A 17,681-nucleotide genomic window follows, 5' to 3' on the forward strand; every position below is an offset into this window, starting at 1 on the left:
ATGGACTACGTCAATCTCGGACCCTCCGGCCTCAAGGTTTCGCGCCTCTGCCTTGGCTGCATGAGCTATGGCGATACGACCAAGGGCTGGCACGGCGATTGGGTGTTGGGCGAGGAGGAAAGCCGCCCCTTCATCCGCGAGGCGGTGGAGGCCGGGATCAACTTCTTCGATACCGCCAACATGTATTCCAAGGGCGCGTCGGAAGAGGTCGTGGGCAAGCTGCTGCCCGAGTTCACCCATCGCGACGAGATCGTGCTCGCGACCAAAGCTTTCCTGCCGTGGCGCAACACGCCCAATGCGGGTGGCAATTCGAGGAAGAGCCTCTTCCAGGCCATCGACGACAGCCTTGCCCGGCTGAAGATGGATTACGTTGACCTGTTCCAGATCCACCGTTGGGACGAGACGACGCCGATCGAGGAGACGATGGAGGCGCTGCACGATATCGTGAAGTCGGGCAAGGCGCGCTATATCGGCGCCTCCTCGATGCAGGCGTGGCAGTTCGCCAAGGCACAGGAAGTGGCGCGTAGCATGGGCTGGACCACCTTCATCTCGATGCAGAACCACGTGAACCTGCTCTACCGAGAGGAAGAGCGCGAGATGATCCCGCTGTGCCTGGACCAGGGCGTGAGCCTGATCCCATGGTCGCCGCTGGCGCGCGGCCGGCTCGCCCGCGCATGGGACGAGAGCACGGTGCGCAGCGAGACCGACGGTTTCGGCAAGATGCTCTACACCCAGAATGTCGATGCCGACCGCGAAGTGATCGAGGCCGTCGGCGCGATCGCAGAGGAGCGCGGAACCTCGCGCGCCACGGTATCGCTGGCATGGCATTTCGCGCGTGGCATGACCTCTCCGATCATTGGCGCGACCAAGCCTGGCCATATTGGTGCAGCGGTGGAAGCAATGTCGCTCGATCTGACCGATGCAGAGGTCGAACGGCTCGAAAAACCCTATCTGCCGAAGACACCGGTCGGGGTGGCCTCGACCGCGCCAAGCTTCGGGAAATTGACGCTCAAGGAGGGCTGATCCGCGACTGTTACAGTCGGCGATTAACGGTCACACACCAGTCACATGACTGCGCCATCGCTGATTCCCGATCCAGGGGACAGGGAACGCGCGGGCGTGAATGTGACGACGATTCTAATCACCAGCCAAGACGCTTCGGATTTTGCCGATTTCGATCATGGCGCAACACGGTTTGTGTTCGACCGATTGACAGGAGCGGGACCGCAGCGATTGCTCGAAGGTCCGGTATGCGCCTTCATCGACTGGGTAATGGACGAGATGTCGGGGCTCGAGATGTGCCGCCGGCTGCGCGCCGACCCGCGGACGGCCGAGGCGCACATCACGATCGTGCTCGAAACCTGCGACGCCGAAGACAAGCGTCGTTCGCTGGCAGCAGGGGCTGACGATTACATGGTCGGCCCGGTAGAGCGGACCAACGTACTCGATCGGGTGCTCGCGCTTGGGACCGGCCGGGCTGCTACCGTCTCGACCAAGCCTTTCCGCCTTGGCGATCTTGAGATCGATCTGCCGGCTTTGCAAGCCCGTTGGCAGGACAGGGCCATTGCGCTCCGGCCGAACGAGTTCCGATTGCTGCGCTTTTTTGCGGAGAATGCCGACCGTGTCCTTAGCCGCACCGAACTGATCGACGGGCTGGGCAAGCAGGATCCACCGATCGACGAGCGGACGGTGGATGTGTGGGTCGGACGGTTGCGCCGGGCGCTGCGCGAAGTCGGAGCCGGGGATCCGATCCGCACGGTCCGGTCGCTGGGTTACGTTTACGACAGCCATTGATCTTCCGGCGCTAACGCCAATCAGCCAAAAAGAAGGGCCGCCTCCAGAGGAAGCGGCCCTTTCGAGTTTGGGTTGAGGATCGTTATTAGAATTTCAACGAAGCACCCAGGCTGAAGCTGGTACCGATGTCGTAGCTGTTGATCTCGATGCGTCTCGCGCCATTGGTCTGGAACTCCTCGTTGCCGCGACCAGTGAGATTTCGCGCTTCGAACTTCATTTCGATCTCCTGTCCGAACAGGTCGAAACCCTGGCGCACGACGAAATCGAGTGTGAGGCCCGGTTCCTGGATGATGTCGGGTAGCGGCCCTGCGCCGCGGCTGGTCACACGCTCGCTGGCGTATTTCACCAGCAGGGTGAACTGGCTCAAACGGTCGAGGTCTTCGAGGCCAAGCTGGAAATTGATCAGGTGATCGGACTGGCCGGTCAGCGGAACGCCGTCATCGAAGAAGTTCGTCGCCGGCTGGTCCGCAAAGGGGAAGACCCGCGCAATGTCGCTATCGCCGACTTTTATCTCCGACTGGGTGTAGGTGTAGTTGGCGATGGTCACCAGCTGCTGGCTGTCGAACCAGCCGCCCAGATCGAACAGGTCGATATTGTACTGGAACTCCGCCTCGAGACCGTAGAGCTCGGCCTGAGGTGCATTGGCAAAGCCGCTGATGATCTCATTGTCGGAGAAGCTGGTGAAGACTTCGATCGGGTTTTCGATGTCCTTGTAGAAGCCGGCAATGCTCGCTCGGCTGCCTCCGCCGAGGTAATATTCGAGACGCGCCTCGTAGTTGGTCAGCTCGCTATCGACGAGGCGCGGGTTGCCGTTGAACTGGCGGTTGGTTTCCGGATCGAAATAGGTCTGGAAGATCAGCTCGCGGAACTGCGGGCGGGCGATGGTCTTCGACGCGCTGGCGCGGAACTGGAGGCTGTCGGTCAGCTCCCAGGTCAGCGTCCCGCCGGGGAGCCAGTAGTCGTTCTGGAGCAACGTACCCGATGACGAGCCAAGCGGTTCAGCGAAGACCTCGACGGCCGTGACCGACTGGGTCGCATCCTCGTAGCGCACGCCGACATCGAGGGAGACCGTGTCGAGCGGGCGGATGTTGACCTTGCCGTAGGCGGCCTGGATTTCCAGTGCGGCCTCGAAAGCCGGGTCCGACTGCGTGGTCTCGAAGATGACCAGTTCGTAGGGGCCAAGGCCCGCGAGAGTCTGGGCATCGCGGTCGAAAGCAAAGTCGATCAGCGCATCGCCAAGCAGATTGTCCGGCCGGAACGCGCCGAAGGCCTCGGGGAAGTTCGAGGTCGCGCGAATGTCGAACTCGCGCCGGGTCGAGAAGCGATCCGTGTCGGTATATGCGTAGCCCACGGTGGCGTTCAGCCAGTCGTTGAACACGTAGCCGAGGTCGATGCCGCCGTACCATAGGTCTTCGGTCAGGTCGGAGAAGCTGACGATGGCCCCGCCGCGCTGCGGATCGAGCGTATTGAGATAGATGTCGCCGAAGGGATCGTTCGCATTATTGGTGCGGACGTATTCGAAGGTCCACTCGAAGGGAGCTTCGCGCTGCGTCTGGGCATAACCACCGCGCAGGTCGACCGAGATATCGCCGAACTCGAATTCGCCGACAAACTGGCTGTTGATCAGCTGGCGCTCGAACCAGGACGTATCCTGAATCAGCTCGTCGTCGCCGTCCTGGAAGTCGGTGCCTTCTTCCAGCGAGGCGCGCTTGAGCGTGTCGTGGATATAGACATTGGTGAAGCGCAGCCTGTGCTCGCCGAACTCGTAGCCGAAGCCGAGCAGGCCATTCACCAGTACGCGGTCGTCGGTCGCGAACTCGCGGAAGTCGGTGTCGAGCTCCAGCTCTGCGTTGACCGCGGTCTGCTTGGTGATGAAGCGATTGCGCCACTTGTTGCTGATTGAGGCCGTGGCGATGATGCCGAGCCGGCCGTCGGAGCCAACGTCCAAGGAGGTTCCCGCCGTCACACCAGCGCTGAAGTTTGCCGGGAGATCGCCGACCTTCTGCATAAGGTAGAGGTTCGGATCGTTCAGGTCCTGAAGGATAGCGCGGGTATCAACGCCTTCGTCATTGATCCGCGCGCCGCTGTCGAAAAATCCCTGCAGCGCGGAATAGTTCGAAACGTCGCGGCGACCTTCGTCGAATCCGGTCCAATCCCAGTCGCCACCGAAATAGGTGTAGCCGGGGCCAAATGTGGTCTCGGTATCGCCGCTGAGCGAACCGCTGACCGTGACGAAGCTTTCATCCGGGATGGCCCGGGTGGTTAGGTTGACCACGCCGCCGCCGAATTCTCCGGGGAAGTTGGCCGAATAGGTCTTCTGCACCAGGCTCGACGCAACGACGCTGGTTGGGAAAATGTCGAGCGGGACGACGCGGCTCAAGGGCTGCGGCGAGGGAAGCGGGAGGCCGTTGAGGAGGGCGAGAGAGTAGCGATCGCCGAGGCCGCGCACATAGACGAGGCCGCCCTGTTGCGAGAGACCCGTCACGCGGCCGAGCGCGCCGGCGATGTCGCCTTCGCCTGTGCGAGCGATGCTCTCGGTATCGAGGACGGTCACGACCTGCGGCGATGCGCGGGTGATGTCGCGGTTGCGCCGACCGGTCACGACGATGGTGCCGCCGGGGATCGAGATGTCGGGCTGCGCCTGTTCTTCCGCTGCCGGTTCCTCACCGGCAATGTCGCCGGGAACAGTGTCGTTCGCGGTATCGACGTCATCGGTGAGTTCCTCGTCGGGAACCTCCTCTTCGGTCGGCGGCGGACCTTCGGACCCGGTGCTCTGCGCGATGGCGGCAGCGGGATAAGTCAGGGCTGTGGAGAGCAGGAGCGCGGCTGCCAGCTGCTGGCGGGATGACATGTGAATGACCCCCTCGGGTTGGTCGAAAATCTTGCGGGGTTTGCCCCCAATGGATGGAGTTCGGGCGGAGGGCGCGCGGGACGTGCGCGACCTCCGCCCAGTGATCGGTCGATCAGTTGTAGACCGGCAGGGTCGCGCAGCCCGAAACGCCGTTGTCGAACGTCACGGTGCTCGAGTTGCAGGTCCAGCCATTCACCCAGCTTGCGTTCTCGGTGAAGACTGCACCGACGCGGGCCGGAAGCTGGAAGAAGCTGCCCCATGCAGTCACGTCGAAGACGTTCACGGCGTCTTCGTTCGTGCCATTGCGGAACAGCGTCTGCAGCGTGTTGGTGAATGCCGAATTGTTGTTCGAACCGGCGTCGAAGACCGTCTGGACGTCCGCAGCGGTCGCACCCGAACCATCGCGGAAGGCGGTGGCGCAATCGAGCACGAAGCTGTCGAAGGCGACCGGGCCGCTTTCATCGGGACCGGTGGTGCGGGTCAGCTCCTCCTGGCCGTCGACACGCAGGCAGGCCGTGCCCTGGTTCGACACGAGGACCGAGTTGGCGATCGAGTAGTCGGCAAAGCCGCGGATACGGATCACCTGGTCGTCCGCTTTCTGGTGAACGAAAGTAGCGTTCGAGATGCGGGTGTTCTGACGGGGCGTGCTGTCGTTGAAGGCGTTGTCGGAATCGGCCTCGATGATGGTGTCGCCGGCGCCGGGACGCTGGATGGCGATGACATACTGGAGGTTCGCCTTGACGCCCGTGTCTGTGTCGATGCTGTCGTCTTCCGCGCCGACCACGATCAGGTTCGTGACATTCACTTCGCCGCCGAAGAACTCGACGCCGTCATCCGAGCTGTTGTAGCTCATGATGTGGCTGAGCGTGGTGCCCGATCCGGTACCGCCGGTGGTCAGCGACTGCAGCTCGCTGTCGCCCGAAAGGACGAAGCCCGAATAGCGGATCTGGACATAGCTCATGCTGCCCGAGCTGTCGCCCGGGGTGGCGCCGCCGAAGATGGCGGGCTGGGCCGCGCCTTCGACCTGGCGTTCGCAGTTTACGCTGCCCGGGGTGGCTCCGCTGGCGATGCAGTCGGTGACCGGGGCACGGCCCGAGAGGACGACACCGCCCCACTGGCCCGACGAGCTGTCGGTGTTCAGACCCTGGACGTTGTCGCGGCTGGTGAAGATGATCGGGCGGGCGGCGGTGCCGTTGGCCTGGATCGTGTTGCCGCGGTTGACGTTGAGGAAGCTCGAACCCGAGGCATAGACGATAACGCCCGGTTCGATGGTCAGTTCGACATCGGTGTCCGAAAGGCCGTCGCTGGCATCGGGGGCAGGGCCGCCATCGGTGCCGACATCGACGCGGCCGTTCATGCGATAGAGCAGGCCTTCGATATAGGGCAGGGTGGAGCTGGCAGTGAAGCGCGCGGGCATGGTGCAGACGCGGTACTCGCCGGTCGGGCCGGAGATGGTGCCATCGTCAGTCAGGCCGACCGGATCGCTGATCGTCGGACAGCCGGCTGCGGGCGTGACCAGCGAAGAAGTCGGCGTCGGGGTCGGGGTGGGCGTGCCGCCACCGCCACCACCGCCGGTGTTGATGGTGATGTTGCCGCCAGTGCCGGGCGAAACGATTTCGTCGGCGCCGCATCCGGCAAGGGCCAGTGCAGACGTGCCGAGAATAAGCGAACGGTAAAAATTGGTCACAGGAACGGTCCCCTCGAAAACCGGATGAGTCGGAGAATCGGAATGCGAATTCGTTGATCGCGACTCGCCGGCTAGGGACGCCGTGTGACAGTTTGTGTCGCTCCATGACCGTTATGTTGCAGTATCAACAAGAAACCGGCCGAAACGCGCGCATTTCAGAAATATGACAATGTTACAGTTTTGTTGCGATTGGGGTGTGTGGGGCATATCGAGGACAAAATATTGGGAGAAACCGCATGTCCTTGATCGCTGCAGCCGCGATCCTTCTGGTCGCAGACAGCTCCGCCCTCGTGGTGACCGCGCCCGAGAGCGAATATGATATCGGCTATTCGGAACTGGTCGTCGGGCACGACCAGGAAGCGCTGGCCAAGATCGAACAGTGCGAGAAGGCCTCGCACCGCGATCCCGCCCGCCAGATCAATCACGCCGTCGCCCTTGCGCGCGTGGGCGATTATGAAGAGGCACGCATTCGGTTCACGGCCGCGGCGCGCAATTCTGATCGCTTTGATCTTGAAACCGCGACCGGCGAATGGGTGGATTCCAAGGTCTTGGCCCGGCGGGGGCTGGCGATGCTCGACGAAGGAGAATTCCACAATTACGTGGCGCTCGCCAACCGCTGACCCGAACCACTACTTCTTAAGCGTAAATTCAGCCCGGGCCCTCTAGTGGCTACGGGCTGTTTTTGTGCACCGTTTAACGAAAATTTACCATATGACGGGTTACGTCACCCCACTGTCATGTAATGTGACCAATGGGTCCGCTTGGAGGGTGTTCGATTATGATTCGCATGCACCCGGCGTTGGTGACGGCATCGCTCGTCGCCGCGCTGGCCGCCTTTCCAGCAAAGGCGGATGTCATGGAGATAGATGGTGACGGTGCGCGCTGGGTTGCCGGCGGAAGCGCCGCGCTGACTGGCGAGCTCGATGCCGGGGCGGTCGAAATCGCTCCGGTTGAAGAGGTGCCGGTCGAAATTTTCGTGCCCGATCAGGTCGTTGCCAAACCAGAAGAGCACGCCAGTGGCGTACCCCAGGTCTACCGCGCCAAGGTGGCTGAACTGGCAGCGAAGTACGATCTCAGCCCGTCGCTGATCGAAGCGATGGTCTGGCAGGAAAGCCGCTGGCGGCACGATGCCGTCTCGCCGGTCGGTGCGCAGGGCCTGGCGCAATTGATGCCGGCGACGGCACGCGAGCTAGGGGTCGATCCGAAGGACCCCTTTGCGAACCTCGAAGGCGGCGCGCGCTACCTGCGTGCGCAGCTCGACCGGTTCGATGGAGATTTGGAAAAGGCGCTGGCCGCCTACAATGCGGGGCCCGGCAGGGTCGAACGTGCAGGGGGTATCCCGCGCATCCGCGAAACGCAGCTTTACGTGGCCTCGATCATGGGCCGCCTTGCAGATCACTCGAGGGAGTAACGAGTTTTGAAATCGCTTCTCGCCAAACTGGCCGTGCTGGCCGCGCTGATCAGCCCCACCGCCGCTATGGCACAGGTGCAGCAGGATCCCGCCGGTGCGGGCCCTGTCGTCAACGCGCTCGCGTGGCTGCAGGGCACGCTGCTTGGCAATGTCGCGACGGCAGTTGCCGTGATGGCCGTTGCTGCAGTCGGCTTCATGATGCTGACCGGCCGCCTCAACTGGCGTTTCGGCGCGACCGTGATCATCGGCGTTTTCATCGTGTTCGGTGCGGCTTCGATCGTCGCCGGCATCCAGGGCGTGGCAGCGTAAGATGACCACGCTTGTCCGCCACCCCGTCCACAGAGCGCTCACGCGCCCGCAGATGTTCGCGGGGGTGACGTTCAACTATTTCATCATCAACGGGGTGGTGACGACCGAGGCATTCCTGATCACCGGTAGCTTTTTGGCATTGGCGACCTTCGTGGTCATGCACGGCATCGGCTATTTCGCCTGCCTTCGCGAGCCGCGAGTCTTCGACCTTTGGATCACCAAGGTTTCGAAGTGCCCGCGGGTGAAGAATTACAAGCACTGGGGGTGCAATAGCTATGCCGCGTAACGGCAAATGGATTGGCCCCGCTTCGTGGAGCGCGAAGGAAGCCCGCGCCGGCGACCGCCTGCCCTATGCAAGGCTGGTCGACCAGCACACCGTGCTGCTGCGCGACGGCAGCGTGATGACCGCAATCCAGGTCCCTGGCCTCCTGTTTGAGACCGAGGATAGCGAAGCGCTGAACGCCCACGCGGCAACCCGTGAGGTGATGCTCCGCAGCACGCTCGACGCGCGCTTCGTCATGTATCACCACGTCATCCGCCGCCGCGTGTCGGTGGAACTGGATGCCGAATTCCCCGATCCCATCAGCCGCCATATTGATGCGCGTTGGAAGGAACGCCTCGGCTCCGGCCAGCTGTTCGTGAACGACCAGTTCATCACGCTGATCCGCCGCCCCGCGCGCGGTAAGGCAGGTCTCGTCGAACGTGTCGGCAAGAAGGTGCGAGGCCGGAAGGACGGGCTCGAAGCCGATCCCAAGGACATGCGGTCGCTGCGCGCGGCCGCGCAGGGCCTTGTCGCCTCGCTGACCGCATACGGTGCTGCCGTGCTGGGCGATTATGTCGGCCCGCAGGGTCAGGTGAATTCCGAGATGCTCGAGCTGCTCTCGGCGCTCTACAATGGCGAGATGCGCCCGGTGCGCAAGCCGACCGATGACGTCGATCTCGGCATGATGCTCCCTTATCGCCGCGTCAGCTTCGGCTTGGATGCCATGGAGCTGCGTGGATCGGGTTCGCCCGATTTCGGCGCGATCCTCGGCCTCAAGGATTATCCCGAGGCGACCAGCCCCGGCCTGCTAGACGGCTTGCTGCGCCTTCCCTTCGAGATGGTGGTTTCGGAAAGCTATGCCCCGGCAGAGCGCCAGACCGCGCGCGAGCGGATGGATCTGGCGATCCGCCGCCTCAAGAGCGCCGACGAGGACGCCATGGCCGAACGTGCCGACATGATGGCCGCGCGCGACGAACTCGGCGCAGGGGCCGTGGGTTTTGGCGACCATCACCTCACGGTCATGGTCAAGGAACGCGATCTCGGTGCGCTCGACGATGCGACTGCGGCCTGTTCCGCGGCGCTTGCCGATACGGGCGCAATTGCCGTGCGCGAGGACACCAATCTCGAACCGGCCTTTTGGGGCCAGTTCCCGGGTAATGAGGGCTATCTCGTCCGCCGCGCGCTGATCTCCTCGGCCAATATGGCTAGCTTCGGTTCGCTCCACGGCTTCGCCCTGGGGCAGGCGCAGGGCAACCACTGGGGCGAAGCGGTCACGCTGCTGGAAACGACCAGCGCGACGCCTTTCTTCTTCAATTTCCACCATGGCGATCTCGGCAATTTCTCGGTCATCGGGCCGAGCGGCTCGGGCAAGACCGTGGTGATGAACTTCCTCGCCGCGCAGGCGCAGAAGTTCGCACCGCGCACTGTCCTCTTCGACAAGGATCGCGGTGCGGAACTGTTCGTTCGCGGCATCGGCGGACGCTACGACAGCATCCGTGCGGGCATGCCGACCGGTTTCAACCCGCTCGCCCTGCGCGACACGCCGGGCAACAAGGCCTTCCTGCGCGACTGGCTGGGCGTGCTGCTCAATGCACATGGTCCGGAAGAAGAAGCGACCATCGCGCACGCCGTAGACGCGGCTTATGCCAATGACGCTTCGCTGCGCCGCCTGCGCCATTTCAAGGAACTGCTTTCGGGCAGCCGCCGTCCGCAGCCGGGCGATCTGTCGGATCGTCTTTCGGCCTGGATCGGCGAGGGCGAGAACGCCTGGCTGTTCGACAACGCGCAGGACCGGCTCGACCTGTCGGCCCGCGTGCTCGGTTTCGACATGACCGCGCTGCTGGAGAACCCCAAGCTGCGCACGCCGGTCATGATGTATCTCTTCCACCGCATCGAGCAGCGTCTCGACGGCAAGCCCACGATGATCCTCATCGACGAGGGATGGAAGGCGCTGGACGATGAGGTCTTCGCCGCACGCATCCGCGACTGGCTCAAGACGCTGCGTAAGCGCAATGCGCTGGTTGGCTTCGCCACGCAATCGGCCCGCGATGCCCTTGAAAGCCGCATCTCGACCGCGCTGGTCGAGCAGACGGCGACGATGATCTTCATGCCCAACTCACGCGCCCGTGCAGAGGACTATTGCGACGGTTTCGGCCTCACCAGCCACGAGCTCGCACTGATCCGCACTTTGCCCGCGCACAGCCGCTGTTTCCTCGTCCGGCAGCCCGACGCCAGCGTCGTAGTCCGCCTCGATCTGTCGGGTGCACCCGAAGTGCTGACACTCCTGTCGGGACGTGAAAGCTCCGTCCGCCGCCTCGACCTGCTGCGCGAAGCCGTGGGCGATGCGCCCGCCGACTGGTTCCCCGCGCTCACCGGCACGGCATGGCCCGGCGGTGCGGAAGATGCGCAGAACGACGATATCGAATTCGGGCAGGCCGCCGAATGACGAGCGCTACCTGCCAGCAGGCCGCCGAACAGGTCGGCAACGGCGTAGCCGCAGCGCTGCGCGGTGTGGACTGCGTCGCCAGCGAAGCGAGCGCGGCTGCTTTCGGCAAGCTATTCGCGCCGGGCGGCGCGCTCGCAACCACACTGACGATCGTCCTCACGCTCTACATTGCCATCTTTGGCTTCCTGCTGCTGACCGGCCGCACCAATCTGGGCGTGCGCTCGCTGGTTCCGCGCATGATGACGCTGGGCCTCGTGCTCACCTTCGCCACGAGCTGGGCCGCCTATCAGAGCGTTGTGTGGAACATGTTCGTCCTCGCCCCGGACTGGCTCGCAGGCCAGCTTACCGGCGGACAGGGCTCTGCCACCGATACCTTCGCGCAGAAGATCGACGTGGTCTTCATCGCGATCCAGGAGGCGAGCGGCAGCGACCAGGATATCTCGGCCTTCAGTCCGCGCGGTATGATGTGGCTCGGCGCGATGCTGTTCATGCTCGGCACGGTCGGCCTGTTGGTCACGACCAAGATCGCGCTCGGCATCCTCGTGGCGCTCGGCCCGATCTTCGTGGTCATGGCGCTGTTCAACGGCACGCGCGGCCTTTTCACCGGCTGGCTCAAGGGCGTGGTGATGACTGCGGTAGCCCCGCTGTTTGCGGTACTGGGCGGTTCGATCATGCTCGAGCTTGCCGTACCGATCCTGTCCTCGCTCACCGCGCAGCCCGGCTTCGTCCCGGCGCAGGCAGGCATGGCCTTCTTCATGATCGGCGCGGTCCATGTCGCGCTGATGATCATGGTGTTCAAGGTAGCCAGCGCGATGGTTTCCGGCTGGACGGTCTTCGGGCTGGTCCCGTCCAAGGAAGATCGTGGAAGCTCGGTTACGCCAACTACGGCACCCTCGACGGTCATTGCGCAGCCGCTCGCGCAGGCGCAGGCCGCCACGCAGGCAAGCGAACAGGCACGCCGCATCGACGTCTCGGCCCTCGCCATGGGGTCGGCCGCCAATGACAGCGGCGGCAGCACCGTCCGCACCACGAAAGTTTATGCCACCGCTTCAGGTGGCGCTCAGACGGGACCGGCCAATGCCGGACCCAGCCGCACGTCGGGTATCGGCAGCCGCTTCAAGGCCGCCCCGCCGCGCAGTCTCGGTTCCACGGAGAAAAGCTCATGAATCGCGCGCTTCTTACCGCGCTTGCCCTCTCGCTCGCCGCCACCCCGGCGCTGGCGGATTCACGCCTACAAGAGGTGACCTACGACGAGTCGGAGGTCTTCACCCTGCATGGTCGCGTCAATGTGCAGGCCAGCATCATCTTCGGCGATGACGAGACGATCGAGAATGTCGCAATCGGCAATTCCTCGACCTGGCAGGTGACCCCGAACAAGCGGGCCAACATGCTGTTTGTGAAGCCGCTCGATCCGCGTGCCTCGACGAACCTCACGGTCGTCACGAGCAAGCGGACCTATCTGTTCGACCTCGTGGCAAGCCCGACGGCAAAGCCGGTTTACGTGCTGCGTTTCGATTATCCCGCGGACCCTGCCGAAACGACAGACACGCCGCAGGCATCGCAGCTGGCCGAGGCCGAGCAGCCTGCCGATCCCTTCGCTTCGGTCGATCCGTCCGATTTGAACTTTGCGTGGAGCGGCGAGGGTTCCGCAAGCCTCCTGCCCGATCGCGCATTCGACGACGGCGAGGCCACGTTCCTGACCTGGCCGACTGGCCGCGACGTGCCGGCCATCCTCCGCACCAACTCCAAGGGTGAGGAAGGCCCGGTCAATTACACCGTGCGCGGCGACACGATCGTCATCGACGGGGTTCCGCGCCGCTTGGTCCTTCGCGCAGGCGAAGATAGCGCGGTTCTCATCAACAGCGGTCCCGAACGTAGTGCCACCAGAACTCGCAGCGATGCTGCATTCGCCCAGAGGGGAGACTGATCATGCGTCTTGCCAATCGCATCCAGCAGAAAAGCGATATCGCCAACGACACCGATCCGCGTGACGACAGCGATGCAGATGTCATCGACCTGGCTCAGCGCAATTCCTTCCCTGCAGTCGCCCGGCCGGGCGGCAAGTCGGATGCACTCGGCATGGTTGCCGGGATCGCCATCGTGGCGGGTCTCGGCGCAATTACGCTGTGGAGCATGAATTCGGCGCGCATGCCCGAACAGCCGAGCATCGGCGGGGGCCAACAGGCTGCGGCCCAGCCCGCACCGCAACCGATTGCTCCGCCTCCTGCACGCATCGCTCCGCCAACTCCGGCGCAGACCGCGGCGATGGCAGCGCCCGCCCCGGCACCCGTGCTCTCGGCGGAACCGATGCCGTCGACCATGACCAATCCCTATAACAACCCCACGGTTGTCTTCGACGCGGGCCCGTCTGCGGCAAATGTTGCGGCAGGCGCGGGTGAAGGTGTCGATGGCGCAGCGGCAAGCGTCGGCGGCGGATCGGCAACCGATTTCGCGAGCCGCGTTGGCGGCGTTGGCGGCGCTCCGGCGCAAGCGACGGCAATGACCAACCCTTCGACCACCGTCACGCAAGGCACGCTGATCCCGGCGATCCTCGAGACGGCGATCGACACCAATGTGCCCGGCTATGTCCGTGCCGTCGTCAGCCAGGATGTGCGCAGCTTCGACGGGACCAAGATCCTCGTCCCGCGTTCGAGCCGCCTGATCGGCCAGTACCAGTCCGGCATGCAGAACGGCCAGAAGCGCGCCTATGTCATCTGGACTCGCCTGATCCGCCCTGACGGTGCCTCGGTCAATCTCGCCTCGCCTGCAGTGGGCTTCGACGGCACCACCGGCCTCGCCGGCAAGGTTTCGGGTAATGGTTTCTTCAAGCGCTTCGGGTCGGCCATGTTGCTTTCGGTCGTAGGCGGCATCGGCACGCTGGCGACTGGTGGTGCAGGGGCTGTCGTTGTCGGCGGTGCAGGCTCCAGCGCGGCGGCTTCGGCTGCCGAACAGGACGGCAAGCGCAGCCCGACCGTGCGCGTACGCCAGGGCGAACCGATCCGTATCTTCACCGCGCGCGATCTCGACTTCTCGCAGGTCAGCTGAGAGCGCGCATGAGCGCCGATATCCACCCCTTCCTGCCGGACGACCATCCGGAAGAGGACGCGCCCAACGTCGACCTTCACGGCGAACGGAGCGTCTATCTCGACGCCTATCTCAAGCCCTTTGCCGAATGGCTCGGGCGCGACACGGTGACCGAGATCCTCGTCAACAGACCGGGCGAGGTGTGGATCGAGGATGCTGCACGCGGCGGCATGCAGAAGGTCGTGCGGCCGGATATCGACGATCGGCTGATCCAGCGCCTTGCCGAACAGGTTGCGCGCGTCAGTCACCAAGGTATCAATCGCGAGCATCCGCTGCTCGGGGCAACGCTGCCCGATGGCGCGCGTATCCAGTTCTGCGGCCCGCCGGCAGCGCGCAAGCACTGGGCCATGGCGATCCGACGCCACCGCCGTCTCGACCTCCCGCTTGATGCCTACGACCAAGGCCCGCTCGCCGCGCCCAGGCAAGGGGCCATGCCAGACCCGCAGGCCCAGCCGGTGGCTTTCCTGCGCGAAGCGATCCGCCAGCGCCGCACCATCCTTGTCTCGGGCGGTACCAGCACCGGGAAGACGACCTTCCTCAACGCCATGCTCGGCGAGATACCCAAGCAGGAGCGTGTGGTGCTCGTCGAAGACACGCCCGAACTGAAGCTCCCCGGCGAAAACGGCGTAGGCCTCGTCGCGGTCAAAGGCGAACTGGGCGAGGCCAAGGTTACTGCCAACGAACTCTTGCAGGCGGCGCTCCGCCTTCGCCCGGACCGTATCGTTCTGGGCGAGTTGCGCGGCGCGGAAAGTGTTTCCTTCCTGCGCGCGATCAACACTGGCCACCCCGGAAGTTTCTCGACGATCCACGCCAACTCGCTACGCGGTGCACTCGAGCAATTGTCGCTGATGGTCATGCAGACGGGCATTGGACTGACGAGGTCCGATACGATCGCCTACGCCGCCAGTGTGATCGATGTGGTGGTGCAATTAAGTCGCGATTCGAGCGGCAAGCGCGGCATCGCGCACATTGCGCAAAGCCACGAGTTGCTCTGACCCACCAGCCAAAGCCGTAGCGGAAGGTGGTCGTTACGCTGCGATGCCGTAGCGTCAGCGCTTTCGATTGCGCTTGCTGCACTGCAACAACAATTCTCAAACGGATGGTTCTGCGCAAGATTCATGCGCGAAACCTTGCACGCATACGAATGTGTGATAGCCTTGATCTAGGCCCCCGTATGAGTGGGCCGGGGATGAGGAGAGGGTTTATGAGGATCAGGGCCACCCTGATGGCCGGCATCTGTGCCGGTGCAATCGCTGTACCAGCTTATGCACAGGATGCCGACGAGACCGATGATCCGGTCGTCGACGAGAACATCATCATCGTTACCGCTACCCAGCGCGCGTCGGACGTCCAGGACATTCCGATCGCCGTGACCGCGGTAACACCGGTCCAGCTCGAACGGCAGGGCATCAACAATATCCAGACGCTGAGCACGGTGGCTCCCAGCTTCAATATTCAAAGCTCGCAAACAGAGAGCCAAGGTACTTCGATCCGTATTCGCGGCATCGGTACGACGGGCAACAACATCGGTCTCGAAAGTGCCGTCGGTGTGTTCATCGACGGTGTCTATCAGTCTCGTCCGGGCGTGGCACTCGGCGAGCTGGTCGACGTGCAGCAGGTCGAGATCCTTCGCGGTCCGCAGGGCACGCTGTTCGGCCGCAATACGACTGCAGGTGCGCTCGTGGTGCGGAACACTCCGCCAAACCTCAACGAGTTCGGCGGCTTCGTGAAAGCCAGCTACGGCAATTGGGACTTCATCAACGTCCAGGGCGCGGTGAATGTGCCGCTTGCACCAGGTGTTGCGGGCGCGCGCATCAGCGGCGCCTATCGCCAGCGTGACGGTTTCCTTATCAATGGACTAGGCGAAGAGGTCAACGATCGCGACCGTTACATGGTGCGTGGCCAGTTGCTGTTCGAGCCGGGCGATCTGGTGAGCGTGCGTCTCATCGCGGACTACCAGAAGTCCGACGAGAAATGCTGCGACGCTATCTCGCTTTCGACCTCCGCCAATTACACGCCAGCCTTTACCGCAGGCGCGTTCCCCAACGGAACCGTGGTGGACTGGCTCCCGGCCGTTACCGGTCAGACCGAGCTTCCCGATATCCAGTCCGACCAGCTGTTCTCGAACGCGCAGACTTTCAGGAACGGCGTGGAGCAATGGGGCGTCTCGGGTGAGGTCAATTTCGATCTCGGCGGCCCAGAACTGACCGCAATCGTCGGTTATCGTGATTTCCGCGGCACCAGCATTCAGGACGATTTCCAGGGCGCGCAGGTCTACTCGGTCGCCGGTGTGACGGAGGATAACCTTCCTCCGACTTACGATGACATCAAGACCTTCACGGCCGAACTTCGCCTGCAGGGTAATGCGGGCATCGTCGACTACCTCGTGGGGGCCTATTACGCCGACGAAGATATCGTCGAGGAGGCCAGCCTCACGCTCGGGCCCGATTTCCAGAGTTTCGTCGGGCAGGCGAACTTCGGCGCCGTACTCGGTCCTTTGGCACCTGCCTATCTCGGCCTGGTCGCCCAATCGGGTGCCTATATCAACTCAGTGCTGGCAGGCACACCCGACCCGACCATCTTTGCAACCCCGATCAGTGCGGACAATTCCTTCGGGTACAACCGTTACGAACAGCAGGGACGCAGCTGGTCGATCTTCACGCACAACATCTTCAGCGTGACCGACGAGTTCAAGATCACGCTCGGTGGTCGCTATGTGGATGACAAGAAGGACGGCAGCTACAACCAGCTCGACGCTAACAATCCGGCCTGCCTTGCCGGTCTGACCTTGGCGGGTACTCCCCAAGCGACGGCGTTCAGCCTGCTCGAGCCGATCCTGGGGGCAGCGGTTGCCGGGGCGCTTTCCACCCCTGCGGCCAATGGCCCGGCGGCATTCCTGAACTGCTTCCCCTTCGCCGCTCCGGCGCTGGGCGTGAGCTTCCTCCCGGCTGAATTCGACCTTACGTTCAAGGATACCGAATTCATCTACACCGCGCAGGCATCGTACGAGCCGAACCCGGACCTGTTGTTCTACGGCGGCTTTACGCACGGCTACAAGGCGGGCGGCTTCAACCTCGACTCGACCGCTGCAGCAAGCGGCGGGGATCCGCGGTTCGATTCCGAGGAGATCGACTCCTACGAGCTGGGCATGAAAGCCACGATCTTCGAGGGCCGGGGCCGAGCCAACGTTGCCCTCTTCTACAATGAACTCGCGAACTTCCAGGTGCTCGAATTCACCGGCACCCAGTTCCAGACATTCAACGTGGACGACGTGACGGCGCAGGGTGTCGAACTGGAGCTATTCTCCCAGTGGACGCCCAGCTTCAGCAATTCGCTCTCGATCACCTATACCGATGCGGAATATGGTGACGGATGCGATGCCCGCTATGTTGCAGCGGGCGGCCCGAATCCGGCGCTCGAGCTATGCGGAACGCAGCTGACCAATGCGCCCAAGCTGGTCGCTGTCGGGGGGATGACCTTCGATGGCCCGATCGGCAGTAGCGACTGGGGTTTCCTGGCCAATATGAATGTGCGGTACGAAAGCTCTCGCCGCACCAGTACCAAGGGGCTGCTGAGCTCTGGCGGTGTGATTACTGGCCCGGTGGCGTTCGACGTCCAGGAAGCCAATATCAAGCTCAATGCGCGTGTCGGCGTCACCCTTCCGGGTGATCAGGTCAGCATCGAGCTGTGGGGCCGCAATCTCACCAATGAGATTACCCGCGGCATCACCTTCAACACGCCGCTTTCCGGTTCGGGCCTTGCCACTTCACGCAGCGCCTTCATCGAGGAACCGCGTACTTACGGTATCACCGTTCGCGGCGAGTTCTAGGACACCCG

At 63.4% G+C, this 17,681-nt stretch carries 14 protein-coding genes; 12 read left to right on the forward strand and 2 right to left on the reverse strand.

Features of this window, described 5'->3' with window-relative positions:
* Positions 1-1,023: an aldo/keto reductase gene (locus tag K3146_RS00340; RefSeq protein ID WP_221544235.1), complete on the forward strand. Its 1,023-nt coding sequence runs from the start codon at positions 1-3 to the stop codon at positions 1,021-1,023.
* Positions 1,024-1,119: 96 nt separating this feature from the next.
* Complete coding sequence (locus K3146_RS00345) at positions 1,120-1,794, forward strand: response regulator transcription factor (RefSeq protein WP_425594586.1); 675 nt, start codon at positions 1,120-1,122, stop codon at positions 1,792-1,794.
* Between the two features lie 85 nt (positions 1,795-1,879).
* Here the strand turns inward: K3146_RS00345 and K3146_RS00350 are convergent, their stop codons facing one another.
* A complete protein-coding gene (locus tag K3146_RS00350) occupies positions 1,880-4,645 on the reverse strand; it encodes a TonB-dependent receptor domain-containing protein (RefSeq protein WP_221544237.1) in 2,766 nt (921 codons plus the stop codon).
* A gap of 112 nt (positions 4,646-4,757) precedes the next feature.
* Complete coding sequence (locus K3146_RS00355; protein ID WP_221544238.1) at positions 4,758-6,332, reverse strand: hypothetical protein; 1,575 nt, start codon at positions 6,330-6,332, stop codon at positions 4,758-4,760.
* Between the two features lie 236 nt (positions 6,333-6,568).
* Here K3146_RS00355 and K3146_RS00360 point away from each other — a divergent pair, with 236 nt between their 5' ends.
* From K3146_RS00360 to K3146_RS00405, 10 genes are all read left to right on the forward strand, one after another.
* On the forward strand, positions 6,569-6,952 hold the full coding sequence (locus K3146_RS00360; protein WP_221544239.1) for a hypothetical protein: 384 nt from the start codon (positions 6,569-6,571) through the stop codon (positions 6,950-6,952).
* 167 nt (positions 6,953-7,119) lie between these two features.
* Positions 7,120-7,743, forward strand: coding sequence for a lytic transglycosylase domain-containing protein (locus K3146_RS00365; protein WP_247711019.1), 624 nt, complete (start codon positions 7,120-7,122; stop codon positions 7,741-7,743).
* A gap of 6 nt (positions 7,744-7,749) precedes the next feature.
* Positions 7,750-8,052 (forward strand): TrbC/VirB2 family protein, encoded by a 303-nt coding sequence (locus K3146_RS00370; protein WP_221544241.1) that lies wholly within the window; start codon positions 7,750-7,752, stop codon positions 8,050-8,052.
* A 1-nt stretch (position 8,053) separates the two neighbouring features.
* Positions 8,054-8,338: a VirB3 family type IV secretion system protein gene (locus K3146_RS00375; RefSeq protein ID WP_221544242.1), complete on the forward strand. Its 285-nt coding sequence runs from the start codon at positions 8,054-8,056 to the stop codon at positions 8,336-8,338.
* Positions 8,328-10,760, forward strand: a complete 2,433-nt coding sequence (locus K3146_RS00380; protein WP_221544243.1) for a VirB4 family type IV secretion/conjugal transfer ATPase — start codon at positions 8,328-8,330, stop codon at positions 10,758-10,760. The genes K3146_RS00375 and K3146_RS00380 overlap by 11 nt, the downstream gene beginning before the upstream one ends.
* Positions 10,757-11,926, forward strand: coding sequence for a TrbL/VirB6 family protein (locus K3146_RS00385; protein ID WP_221544244.1), 1,170 nt, complete (start codon positions 10,757-10,759; stop codon positions 11,924-11,926). Before K3146_RS00380 ends, K3146_RS00385 begins: the two co-directional genes overlap by 4 nt.
* Positions 11,923-12,687 carry a TrbG/VirB9 family P-type conjugative transfer protein gene (locus K3146_RS00390; protein WP_221544245.1) on the forward strand — a complete coding sequence of 255 codons (765 nt, stop codon included), beginning with the start codon at positions 11,923-11,925 and terminating at the stop codon, positions 12,685-12,687. The genes K3146_RS00385 and K3146_RS00390 overlap by 4 nt, the downstream gene beginning before the upstream one ends.
* A gap of 2 nt (positions 12,688-12,689) precedes the next feature.
* Positions 12,690-13,805 (forward strand): TrbI/VirB10 family protein, encoded by a 1,116-nt coding sequence (locus K3146_RS00395; protein ID WP_221544246.1) that lies wholly within the window; start codon positions 12,690-12,692, stop codon positions 13,803-13,805.
* Between the two features lie 8 nt (positions 13,806-13,813).
* Positions 13,814-14,839: a P-type DNA transfer ATPase VirB11 gene (virB11, locus tag K3146_RS00400; protein ID WP_221544247.1), complete on the forward strand. Its 1,026-nt coding sequence runs from the start codon at positions 13,814-13,816 to the stop codon at positions 14,837-14,839.
* A 209-nt stretch (positions 14,840-15,048) separates the two neighbouring features.
* Positions 15,049-17,673 carry a TonB-dependent receptor gene (locus K3146_RS00405; protein ID WP_221544248.1) on the forward strand — a complete coding sequence of 875 codons (2,625 nt, stop codon included), beginning with the start codon at positions 15,049-15,051 and terminating at the stop codon, positions 17,671-17,673.
* The last annotated feature ends 8 nt before the right edge of the window (positions 17,674-17,681 follow it).

Source organism: Qipengyuania vesicularis (assembly GCF_019711415.1).
GTDB classification, from domain to species: domain Bacteria; phylum Pseudomonadota; class Alphaproteobacteria; order Sphingomonadales; family Sphingomonadaceae; genus Qipengyuania; species Qipengyuania vesicularis.